This is a genomic window from Pseudoalteromonas sp. H71, from assembly GCF_001468485.1.
In the GTDB taxonomy this organism is placed as follows: domain Bacteria; phylum Pseudomonadota; class Gammaproteobacteria; order Enterobacterales; family Alteromonadaceae; genus Pseudoalteromonas.
Genome location: NZ_LODI01000013.1, coordinates 51,419 through 63,529 on the forward strand (window position 1 = coordinate 51,419; position 12,111 = coordinate 63,529).

The 12,111-nt window shown below is 39.5% G+C and carries 10 protein-coding genes; 1 reads left to right on the forward strand and 9 read right to left on the reverse strand.

Annotated features, from left to right (window positions below; all coding sequences use genetic code 11):
- Position 1 precedes the first annotated feature (1 nt).
- From ATS71_RS07780 to ATS71_RS07795, 4 genes are all read right to left on the reverse strand, one after another.
- A complete protein-coding gene (locus ATS71_RS07780; protein ID WP_058404308.1) occupies positions 2-1,516 on the reverse strand; it encodes a SpoVR family protein in 1,515 nt (504 codons plus the stop codon).
- A gap of 17 nt (positions 1,517-1,533) precedes the next feature.
- Positions 1,534-2,817: a YeaH/YhbH family protein gene (locus ATS71_RS07785; RefSeq protein WP_058404309.1), complete on the reverse strand. Its 1,284-nt coding sequence runs from the start codon at positions 2,815-2,817 to the stop codon at positions 1,534-1,536.
- 30 nt (positions 2,818-2,847) lie between these two features.
- Positions 2,848-4,770 carry a PrkA family serine protein kinase gene (locus ATS71_RS07790; protein ID WP_058404310.1) on the reverse strand — a complete coding sequence of 641 codons (1,923 nt, stop codon included), beginning with the start codon at positions 4,768-4,770 and terminating at the stop codon, positions 2,848-2,850.
- 208 nt (positions 4,771-4,978) lie between these two features.
- Entirely contained in the window at positions 4,979-5,560 is a 582-nt protein-coding gene (locus ATS71_RS07795; protein ID WP_058404311.1) for a superoxide dismutase, read from the reverse strand.
- 265 nt (positions 5,561-5,825) lie between these two features.
- On the opposite strand from ATS71_RS07795, the gene ATS71_RS07800 reads away from it, so the two are divergent.
- Positions 5,826-6,164 carry a Grx4 family monothiol glutaredoxin gene (locus tag ATS71_RS07800; protein WP_006792409.1) on the forward strand — a complete coding sequence of 113 codons (339 nt, stop codon included), beginning with the start codon at positions 5,826-5,828 and terminating at the stop codon, positions 6,162-6,164.
- A 92-nt stretch (positions 6,165-6,256) separates the two neighbouring features.
- Here ATS71_RS07800 and ATS71_RS07805 read toward each other — a convergent pair whose 3' ends face one another.
- The 5 genes from ATS71_RS07805 to ATS71_RS07825 form a co-directional block, all read right to left on the reverse strand.
- Positions 6,257-7,570 (reverse strand): sensor histidine kinase, encoded by a 1,314-nt coding sequence (locus ATS71_RS07805; protein ID WP_058404312.1) that lies wholly within the window; start codon positions 7,568-7,570, stop codon positions 6,257-6,259.
- A complete protein-coding gene (locus ATS71_RS07810) occupies positions 7,570-8,901 on the reverse strand; it encodes a sigma-54-dependent transcriptional regulator (RefSeq protein WP_058404313.1) in 1,332 nt (443 codons plus the stop codon). Before ATS71_RS07810 ends, ATS71_RS07805 begins: the two co-directional genes overlap by 1 nt.
- Positions 8,902-8,986: 85 nt before the next feature.
- Complete coding sequence (locus ATS71_RS07815; RefSeq protein ID WP_082653605.1) at positions 8,987-10,195, reverse strand: ABC transporter permease; 1,209 nt, start codon at positions 10,193-10,195, stop codon at positions 8,987-8,989.
- An 11-nt stretch (positions 10,196-10,206) separates the two neighbouring features.
- Positions 10,207-11,520, reverse strand: a complete 1,314-nt coding sequence (locus ATS71_RS07820; RefSeq protein WP_058404314.1) for an ABC transporter permease — start codon at positions 11,518-11,520, stop codon at positions 10,207-10,209.
- A gap of 3 nt (positions 11,521-11,523) precedes the next feature.
- Positions 11,524-12,111, reverse strand: a 588-nt coding sequence (locus ATS71_RS07825) for an ABC transporter ATP-binding protein (protein WP_235591441.1), incomplete at its 5' end; no start/stop codon positions are given.

Genomic DNA, 12,111 nt, shown 5'->3' on the forward strand with positions numbered 1-12,111 from the left:
ATTACTCGGTTGTATGGCGAAAGTCGTCTTTAGGGCATTGGCCAACTGTTGTTACTTGTTCATTATTGTCGAGTTCTTCAAGTTTTACTTTAAATCCCCATAATCTATAAAGATGCTTAAGTACTTCCTCATGTGTATTTGCTAAAGGTATATTATTGTGCGGCACATACCTAAGCGTTAACGAGCGATCTCCTCTGATATCAACATCGTACACTTGAATGTTAGGTTCGTGATTACTTAAGTTATATTGAGCTGAAAGCGCTTCTCTTACAGCTTTGTAGCCACTGTCGTTATGAATTGCACCTATTTCTAAATGCGGAGCGCTTGCGTTATCAATAAGTGTAAATAGCTTAAAGTCGCGAATTAATTTAGGGGATAAAAACTGGCTTATAAAGCTTTCATCCTTAAAGTTTTGCATAGCAAAATGCAGGGTATCAAGCCAATTACTTCCAGCGTATTCAGGAAACCACCTTTTATCCTCCTCAGTAGGGTGTTCGCATAGTCTCCTTATATCAACCATCATATTAAAACCCAAGGCATACGGGTTTATCCCCGAGTAATACTGACTATTGTAAGGTGGTTGGTAAACAACATTTGTGTGGCTTTGTAAAAATTCCAGCATAAATGAATCAGTAAGTTTACCTTCATCATATAGGTGATTTAAAATGGTGTAATGCCAAAAGGTGGCCCAGCCTTCATTCATTACTTGTGTTTGTTTTTGGGGGTAAAAGTATTGTGATATTTTACGTACTATACGAATAACTTCACGTTGCCAAGGCTCTAAAAGAGGGGCATTTTTTTCTATAAAGTACAAAATATTTTCTTGTGGCTCTTTGGGAAAGTGGCGTTCTTTCTTTTTAGCTTCTTGATGGTTTTCTGGGATTGTTCGCCATAATTCGTTCACTTGAGATTGCAAATAAGCCTCGCGTTCTTCTTGGCGCTTTTGCTCTTCAAATAACGAAATTTGTTGCGGGCGCTTATAACGATCAACGCCATAGTTCATAAGTGCATGGCATGAGTCTAGTAAGGTTTCTACTGCCGTCACACCGTATTTCTCTTCGCAGCGGCTGATATAATTTTTAGAGAATACAAGGTAATCAATGATAGAGCTGGCATCGGTCCATGTTTTAAATAAATAATTACCTTTAAAAAAAGAGTTGTGGCCATAACATGCATGCGCCATAACCAGTGCTTGCATAGGTAACGTATTTTCTTCCATTAAGTATGCAATACAGGGGTCTGAATTAATCACTATTTCATACGCCAAGCCCATTTGCCCGCGTTTATAGTTTTGCTCTGTTTGGATGAATTTTTTCCCGTAAGACCAATGGTTGTAGCCAATAGGCATCCCAACGCTTGAGTATGCATCCATCATTTGTTCGGCGGTAATCACTTCTATCTGATTAGGGTAAGTGTCTAACCGGTAATGATCTGCAACGCGGGCTATTTCTGTTTGATACTCATTTAACAAATCAAAAGTCCAATCAGGGCCGTCACTCATTCGTTTAGTATTCATATTAATACCTCGCTTAGTTATGCAGCGCCTTCTTGTTGCCGACCTTTTTTAAATAGCTCCCTAAATATAGGGTAAATGTCTTCAACACTTTGAATGTGCTGTATGGCAAAGTTAGAGTGTGTTTGCGTAATATTTAGATATTCTCGCCATAGGCTTTGATGAGCACGCGTTGTGATTTCAATGTAGGCAAAATAGCGAACAGCACCTAAAAGGCTATTACGTAATATTTGCCCGCAATGCGGAGTATCGTCAGCCCAGTTATCACCGTCAGATGCTTGTGCTGCATATATATTCCATTCGTCTGCGTTGTATCGCTCTTTAATTATTTTATCCATTAATTTAAGTGCGCTGGATACGATAGTTCCGCCAGTTTCTTGAGAGTAAAAAAACGTTTGTTCATCTACTTCAGTGGCTTGCGTATGATGACGAATATAAACCACCTCAATGTCTTTATAGCTGCGAGTTAAAAATTGATACAACAAGATGTAAAACCGTTTTGCCATGTCTTTCGTGGCTTGGTCCATAGAACCCGACACATCCATAATACAAAACATAACTGCTTTACTGGTGGGATGAGGGCGCTTCTCGTAATTTCTAAATCGCAAGTCGTAGTTATCAATAAATGGCACAGCTTTAATTTGCTGTTTAAGTAGGCTTATTTCTTTTTGTAAAAGTGCAACAGCTGCTTTATCGCTATGTTGTTCATGTATTAATATTTTTAACTGGGCTTCTAACTCGGCTAAGCGGCGCTTTTTACCTGCGCTCATAGCAACACGTCGAGCTAGTGAACCCTGTAGCGAACGTACAATATCAATATTACTTGGCATGCCTTCACTGCAAAAACCGGCACGGTGGGTTTTCATTTGTACAAGTTTATCAAGCTGATTTTCTTGAAGGTTGGGTAGTTCTAAGTCTTCAAAAAGTAGATCGAGGTATTCATCTTTTGAAATAGAGAATACAAATTCGTCTTGACCTTCACCAGAGTCGCTTGCCTCTCCTTGACCTGAACCATCAGCCTGACCGCCTTTTGGGCGCTCTATTTTATCACCAGTTGCAAATTGATCGTTACCCGGGTGTACTTGTTTTTTATTACCGCCTTTACCTTGGTGAAAGCTTGGCTCACTAATATCACGTTGCGGAATAGAAATACTTTCACCCGATGTAGAGTCGGTAACACTGCGATTATTTATTGCATCGGACACCGCTTCTTTTATCTGTTTTTTATAACGCCTGATAAAGCGCTGACGATTCACGGTACTTTTATTTTTACCGTTTAAACGCCTGTCTATAAAATGCGCCATATTTACCTCCTAAAATCACAACTATGAAGGTTATTGCGATTTTCTAACACGTAGGTACCACTCAGATAACAACCTGACTTGCTTTTGCGTATAGCCTTTCTCGACCATCCGATTAACAAAGTCTTCGTGCTTTTGCTGATCTTCAGCGGAGGTCTTTGTGTTAAACGAAATCACAGGCAATAGATCTTCTGTGTTCGAAAACATTTTTTTCTCAATCACAGTGCGTAATTTTTCATAGCTCGTCCAGAGCGGGTTTTTACCATTGTTGTGAGCCCGTGCGCGCAGTACAAAATTGACTATTTCGTTACGAAAATCTTTAGGATTAGAAATGCCAGCTGGTTTTTCAATTTTTTCAAGCTCAGCATTAAGCGCAGCTCGGTCAAATAATTGGCCTGTATCGGGGTCACGATACTCTTGGTCTTGAATCCAAAAATCGGCATAAATAACATAGCGATCAAATATATTTTGCCCGTATTCTGAGTAAGACTCTAAATACGCGGTTTGTAGCTCTTTACCAATAAATTCAACATAATGAGGAATTAAATAGCCTTTTAAAAAGCTCAGGTAACGTTCTTCAACATCGCTACTAAATTGTTCACGTTCTATTTGTTGCTCAAGTACATAAAATAAATGAACGGGGTTTGCGGCCACTTCAGTGTTATCAAAATTAAATACTCGAGATAAAATTTTAAATGCAAAGCGAGTAGAAAGACCTGTCATGCCTTCATCCACCCCAGCGTAGTCGCGATACTCTTGATACGACTTTGCCTTTGGATCTGTGTCTTTGAGTGTTTCACCATCGTACACTCGCATTTTTGAATAAATGCTTGAGTTTTCTGGCTCTTTTAACCGCGAGAGAGTTGTAAATTGTGCTAAAGCTTTAAGGGTACCCGGCGCGCAAGGGGCGCTATGAAGTTCACTATGCTGAAGAAGTTTGTCGTAAATTTTAATTTCTTCAGTGACACGCAAACAATAAGGTACCTTGACTATGTACACACGGTCTAAAAAGGCTTCATTATTTTTGCTATTTTTAAAAGTTTGCCATTCGGATTCGTTTGAATGCGCGAGGATCATGCCATTAAAGGGGAGAGCGCTAATACCTTCAGTCCCATTGTAATTACCTTCTTGTGTGGCAGTTAGTAGTGGATGGAGCACTTTGATAGGGGCTTTAAACATTTCTACAAATTCCATCAAGCCTTGATTTGCCATACAAAGTGAACCTGAATACGCATAAGCATCGGGGTCATTTTGGGCAAAATGTTCAAGCTGACGTATATCTACTTTGCCGACTAATGCGGATATGTCTTGGTTGTTTTCATCGCCTGGTTCTGTTTTAGCAATACCTATTTGATTAAGAATTGAGGGGTAGCGTTTTACCACTTTAAATTTACTTATATCGCCGTTAAACTCTTTGAGCCGTTTACCTGCCCATGGTGACATAATTGTTTTTAAATAACGCGGCTTAATTCCGTATTCTTGCTCTAGTACATTTGCGTCTTCAATGGGATCAAATAGAGATAGTGGATGATCGTTTACCGGCGAGCCTTTAATTGAATAGATTGGTACTTGTTGCATGAGGTACTTTAGTTTTTCAGCAATAGATGATTTACCACCACCTACAGGACCTAACAGGTAAAGAACCTGTTTACACTCTTCGAGTCCTTGGGCTGCATGTTTTAAATAAGAAACAATTTGTTCAATGGCATCCTCCATACCATAAAAATCGGTAAAGGCAGGGTAGCGTGCAACTACTCTATTAGAAAATAACCGACTGAGGCGTGCATCCGTTGCGGTATCGACCATGTTAGGTTCACCAATGGCCATTAAAAGGCGCTCTGGTGCACTGGCGTAGGCAGACTTATCGGTTTTACATATTTCAAGAAACTCGGCGATACTGTACTCTTCTTCTTGTGCCGCTTCGTAACGTGCTTGGTAATGCTCAAAAATCGTCATAATAACCTCCGAAACCCGCTGTAAAAGGTGCTTACATTTTAAAGTTTAGTCGCGAAAGTGTATGTTTGTGTAATAAAAATAAAAATTTAAGTGAAAAAAGATCATGTTGGAGAAGGTTATTTTGTCAAATTACAGAGTGTAAAAGTACAAATAACAGGCACAAAAAAAGACGCTGAAGCGCCTTTTTTAAATTAGTGGTAAGTACTAATTAAGCGAAGTTTGCGTTTGCAAATTCCCAGTTAACTAGTGACCAGAAACCTTTAAGGTAATCTGGACGCACGTTACGGTAATCTATGTAGTATGCGTGTTCCCATAAATCCACTGTAAGAACAGGTGTAACGCCTTCGTCAGTTAATGGTGTCGCAGCGTTAGATGTATTAACGATGTCTAATGAACCATCAGCAAGCTTTACTAACCAAGTCCAGCTTGAACCGAAGTTGTTTACTGCTTTGTCGTTTAATGCATCTTTAAACGCATCAAAAGAACCCCATTTAGCGTTAATTGCATCTGCAACTGCGCCAGTAGGCTCGCCGCCGCCATTTGGAGATAAGCTGTTCCAGTAAAACGTGTGGTTCCAGATTTGCGCTGCGTTGTTAAATACACCGCCTTCTGATGAACATACGATTTCTTCTAGAGATTTGTTTTCAAACTCTGTACCAGGGATCAAACCATTAAGCTTTACAACGTAAGTGTTATGGTGCTTACCGTGGTGAAACTCTAATGTTTCTTTTGAAATATGTGGCTCAAGTGCGTCGATTGCATATGGTAGTGACGGTAGTTCAAATGCCATTTTTTATCTCCATCTTTTTTAGTTGATAGTCCATTTGGTAATACGTAATGCCTGTTGAAACAGACCACTTACCTATACCAAGCGGGAATATAGTGTTACTATAATTGTTGAGTATTTTACTCAAGTTTAAGCAAACAGCAATGCTATTGCGAAAGACTATTTCAATTGTGGCTTTATTTGCCCATTTTAAGTTATATATTTATGGTCACGATGAGTTATTTTCAAGACCTAAGTATATTTAGCTATCGTTACTTTGAGGTTGTAGATGGAAACCATTGATAAAATTAAACAGCAAATTTCAGAAAACCCAATTATCCTTTTCATGAAAGGGTCACCTAAGTTACCAAATTGTGGTTTTTCTTCACAAGCTTCACAAGCACTTATGTCGTGTGGCGAACCGTTTGCATACGTTGATATTTTACTAAACCCAGACATTCGTGCTGAACTTCCTGCGTACGCAAATTGGCCTACATTTCCACAACTTTGGGTTGAAGGTGAGCTAATTGGTGGGTGTGACATCATCATCGAAATGTTTCAACGTGGTGAATTACAACCGTTAATCACAGAAACAGCGGCTAAGTACAAAGAAGCTGACGCTGAGTAATCTTACTTTGCGAGTGCTATTTTTATAGTGCTGTGATGATAAAAGCCACGTTAAGTGGCTTTGTTGTTTTTAGCTGTTTTTAACAACATCAATTATGTGCATGGCAAGGTAATTTGCACGTTTAGGCCACCACCTAATTTATTATGTAAGCTTATTTGTCCCTTATGTGCTTCAGCAATCTCTCTGCATAACGCTAACCCTAAACCACTTCCTGTACTTTTTGTTGAATAAAAAGGTACGAGTGCATTAGCCATGACCTGCTCACTCATCCCTTTTCCGCCATCGCTTATATCTACTATGCAAGCATTATTAAAAAACGCTACAGATATATTTACTTTAGACGGATCCGAGCCTGACTCGTGTGCATTTTTGAGTAAGTTGATAAGCAATTGCTCAAGTTGTGCCTGATCTGCATGTAATATGCTTTGAGTTGTGTTTACTGTGTAGCTAAACTGCCATTGCCTATTCAGATCACTTAATGTGTTTTGCCAATTTATTGCTGATTTTTGTGGTGTAGGTAGCTTTGCAAATTTGCCATAGCCTTGAACAAATTCAGTTAAGTGGCTTATTCTCTCATCGATTGTTGAAAACACTCTTGCAAGACGCGGCTCATCTACGCGGCTAGCTAAAAGCTGAGCGCTATGCAGCATCGATGACATAGGGCCAAGTGAATTATTAAGCTCGTGGCTTATTATTCGAATAACTTTTTTCCATACTGCTACTTCCTGGCGGCTGAGCTCACGGGTAAGTTGTTTAAATATGTATAAGTGATGTTTTTGGTTATTAAGTAAAAACTCGCCAGTAGATAAATGCCAAGTTTGAGAATCGTGATTGTCTACTTCAATATTAAATAAACCATCTACGCCTTGCTCAATAGCATTAGCAAGCTGAATAGGCGCATCAGACAATAATTGTTGAAGCTGCGTGCCTTCCAATTGTGTTGTGCTATTAAATAACGTACGGCTGATTAAGTTACTAAATACAACAATACTGTTATCGTTAACGAGTAAAAGGGCTTGTGGAGAGCTTTGTAATACCTTGTCTAGCATTAACTCTCGTTGATAAATCCACTGTTTTTCTTGGCGAAGTTGTTTTGCAGTTTGATTATAAAGCTGACATAGCTTTCCTAACTCATCGTTGTTTTTATAAGCTAATAAACTTGAAAGCTCACCATCCTTAAAATTAAGCAAGCCAGTTTCTAACGATTGCAACCCTAACTTAATGGGCTTTGTTAAGGCTCTAGCAAGTAATAAACTTGTAAGCATAGCTGCTATGACTAACAACACAGAGTAATAAAGCGGGGGTTGTGCAATTATTGTAATGCTCATAACAGGTAAAACGCTGCATATAATGCATATGCCTACCACTTTGTGAGTTAATGATAAGCGACTAATAAAATTAAACATTAGTAATCAATACCCATTTTTTGTAAGCGCCTATATAGTGCTTGGCGGCTTAAACCAAACTCTCGTGCTACTTTGGCAATAACACCCTGATTAGCGCGTATTGATTGTTCAATTTCGAGTTTTGAAGGCTCTTTTTTTTCGTCATTAATTTTTATTGGCAGTGATGGTGTTAGGCCAAAGTCTTCAGCGCTAAGCAAGCCATCAGGCTTTATAACACCCACACGTTTACAGGCGTTTTCAAGTTCTCTCACATTACCTGGCCATTGATATTGATTAAGCGCCTGCTCTGCATCAATGCTTAGCTCTCTATGTGGTAAAAAATGATTGATGAGTGGGGCAATATCATCAATACGTTCACAAAGCGCAGGTACGTTTAACTCAATAACATTAAGACGATAGTACAAATCTTCTCTAAAACGACCTTCGGTTATTGCGTGCAATAAATTTTCGTTGGTGGCAGATATAACACGAACCGTAACTTTGCGCGTTTGTGTAGAGCCTAATCGTTCAAATTCACCTGTTTGTAATACTCTCAACAACTTCATTTGCCCAGAAAGTGGCAAGTTGCCAATTTCATCTAAAAATAATGTTCCACCATCGGCCGCTTCAAAGCGACCTATACGTTGCTTGGTTATACCTGTGTAGGCACCGGCTTCTGCGCCAAATAATTCAGCCTCTAAAAGTTCTTGGGGTAGGGCGCCAGCATTTACTTTAATGAAAGGCTGATTTATTAGTGAAGAGTTTTTTTGAATTATAGTCGCAATGCATTCTTTTCCGCTGCCATTAGGGCCTGTTATGAGTGCAGAGATATCAGATTTAGCCACTTGTAATGCCATTGTGACTAATCGCTCCATTGCGGTACTTTTAAAAATAAGGCCTGCTAAGTTAGCCGTATTATATTTATCATCCCGCTCTTTTTGTAGGCGGTTGTGCGTGGCCACAAGTTGCTTAGTGCGCCCCAGCTCTATTAAATTATTAATGCATGTAAGAAGCTTGTGGTCATCCCATGGCTTTGGAAGGTAATCGGCAGCGCCTGCTTTAACAAGTTCAATAGCCGTTGAAAGTTCAGTCCAGGCGGTTATTAATATAATAGGGAGGTGTGGGTTTTCTTCACGCAACGCATAAAACAAAGTTTTACCTTCTTCGCCGGAGGTAGTATCGCTGGTAAAATTCATATCTTGAATAACGAGAGCAATGCGTTGGTATTGCACAATTTGAATGGCTTCAAAGGGCGTTGATGCGGTAACTACATTAAAGTCATGTATCTCTAGTAGTAATGATAATGCCTCTAAAACGGCCGGATTATCATCAACAATAAGTATTTTTTCCATGTGAATTTAATCGCTGTTTATTATTATTTAAATATTGAAAATGCTACACCGTGTTTGGTCAGTGTAGCATAGGTTGGGAGCTGTACTATATGGTTCGGGTTGCGATACTGGGCGAAATATTTGCAGCGCGTTTAGCTGGGCCTAATACAGCCAAAAGACTCATTATAAAAACCATAATGGCAGTAGCTGCAACATAGCCTAAGGGTAACGCAGCAATTGAAAAGTGTTGCATTAGCAATTGCCCAAGTACGAGGGCAGCAATTACGCCTAAAACTAATCCAGCAATGCAAATCAAGGCATTTTCAACTAAAAAGTAATTGATAATAGCAGATTTACGAGCGCCTAAAGCACGACGGGTTCCAATTTGCTTGGTGCGCTTACTTATGTTGAACAAGGTTAAGCCAAATATTCCTAAAGCGGTGACAAGTAAAAGGATAGTTATAAGCACAACTAACATACGCATCATTAATGTGTCTTCAGCCATATATTGCGCTTTATCTTGGTCTAGCCCACGAATTCGGATAATTACACGTTTGTTATAATTTTTAAGCATTTCGTCTTCAATCTGTTTGGCTATTTCTGCACGGTCATTAGAAGCAGTACGAACTAAAAAGTTGCCAGATATATTGGGGTTAATGTAAGGAATTAATGCGATATTATTTGGGCGGCTGTCTTTTAACCAAGGCCCTTTTGCATGCTTAATTACACCAACAACTTTCAGTGGAATATCACCAAGGAAAATTGTTTTTCCTAGGCCATTTTCACCAGGAAAAAGCTCATTTAGTAATGCTTGGGTCACAATAGTTACATTAGCGCGTTGATCATTATCGTTGGTTACGACAATGTCGTCTTGGGTGAAATTTCGTCCTGCAACCAGCTCAACACCAAGTGTGTTAATTGCATGATCATCAGTAAAAAAGTAAGCCGTCCTTGCTGAAAGTCCAGGTTCTGGCGCTGAGTTAACACTGAAGTCAGAAGAGCTACCACTACCTGATAACGGTATATTATTAATATACACGGCGTCTTTAACACCGGGTATAGCTCTAAGCATGGTTTCATCCAGTTCAAATTGCTGGTGGCTTTGAACATCTTTACCAAAATGCATGACATGAAAAGCAAGTATTTCGTCTTCTGGGTAGCCAGTTTCTTGGTTAAGGTAGGTTACTCTGTCTTGAATAATAAAGGCTGCGTTACTAACAATTGCAGTGGTAATCGCTATTTGGATGAGTAGCAAAAGTGCACCCACTTTAGATCGACACAGCGCATGAAAAATAGGTTTAATTTCTAATATCATTGCGTTCGCCCTTATTGGCTTTTTAGATAAATTGCAGGGTTGGTTTTACATACCAGCCAAGCAGGGTAAAGCCCGGCAATTACACAGGTACTGATAGCAATAACAGGGGCGCTCAGTAACATACTTAAATCCATCGTCGCTAAGCTTTCGTAATAACGGTAGCTCTGACGAACACCTAATAAACCTAACTGAGCAAATACAATCCCCAGTAGCCCGCCCAAAAGCCCTAACATAGCGACTTCAACAATATGTTGCATAAAAATCTGACGTTTATTAGCACCAAGTGCACGACGCACACCAACCTCCGGCGCTCGACGTAAAAATTTGGCAAGTAGTAAGCCAAGAATATTAGCCAAACACACAGCTAAAAACATAAAACTGAGTGCCACTAAAATTTTGTTATCTTCACTAACCACATTATTGTAAGCCATCCATTGGTTAACATCTCGAATGCTGAAGGCGAGCTCTTTGCGATCAAATCGACCAAGCTTTTGCTGATCTTGCATATAAGCTAATAAATAATTTTCGTAATCATTTTTTTGTTGCTCGGTAGTTAACTCAACCCAGAATTGAATCCAGACCATTTCTGACTGTAACTTGGCAGTAAAGCTTCGAACATCTTCATGCTTCCAACCATTAGTATTGCCCCAATTACCCAGTTGTTTTGCTTCAAGAAGGCCAAATGGCATAAAAAGTTGTTCGGGATCGTTAAATGCGCCATTATTTAAATCGTAATATTTAATGGTTAGTGGCCAGTTTTTTGTAACACCAATTACTTCGTAACTTGCATCGTCAAGATAGATAATCTGACCTACTGAATTTTTACCAGCAAATAACTTATCGTTTAACTCCTCGCTAATTACAACAACGGGCGCTGCATCGTCTTCTTGCTGCTGTGACCACTTGTTACCATAAATAAATTCGAGGTCAAACATATTAAAAAACTCAGGAGTAGTAAGTCTTGCACTTTGGCTAAACGGTTTTACTTTGTCTGAATCTATGTATACAGAAAAACCACTTCGTACCATTTTTAAACGTTGAGCACCTAATTGAGACTGATAAAGATTTGCAGCATCTTGATACGTCAGTTGAAGAGGGAGGTTATCGGACGTCCACCATGTACTCCCATCATCCATTATTTGTAATTGCACACTGAAAAGCTGGCTGCTTTTATGTGGAATTGGATCGGCCGACATCATGTGGTAAACGCTCAAACTAGTCATGGTGATGCCAATACCAATTGCTATAGCAAGTACCATTAAAGAGCTTACAAGTGGTGTGCGCTTAAAGCTACGCCAACTTAGGTCAATATAATGAACAAGCATGAATTATACTCCTTGTGCTACATTTATTGGCTGTGCACCTTGGTACAAAGTAAAGTCGGCTAGTTGTCCATCAACTACTTGAATGTTGCGCGGTGCACGGCGGGCTAATTCGCTATCATGTGTCACCATTATAATAGTGGCGCCATCGCGATTTATTTGCTCAAGTAACTCCATAACTTGGCGAGCCATCAGGCTGTCTAAGTTACCGGTGGGCTCATCGGCAAGTAAAAAACGAGGTTTTCCGGCAAGTGCGCGGGCTATTGCCACTCGTTGTTGCTGGCCGCCCGATAATTGCTGGGGTAGGTGTTTAGCGCGAGAGGCTAAGCCTACTTGTTCTAAACATTGCTCTATTGTGCGTTTACGTTCTTTTGCTTTAATACCTCTATAGCGAAGAGGTACCTCAATATTTTCATATAAATTTAAATCTGGTATTAAATTAAAACCCTGAAAAATAAAACCAATTTTTTGATTTCGACAATCAGCACGTTGGTTGTCGTTTAAACTGCCAACATTGACACCATCCAAAATATAGTCACCTTCACTAAATGGTTCTAACATCCCTGCAATATTTAAAAAGGTTGTTTTCCCAGA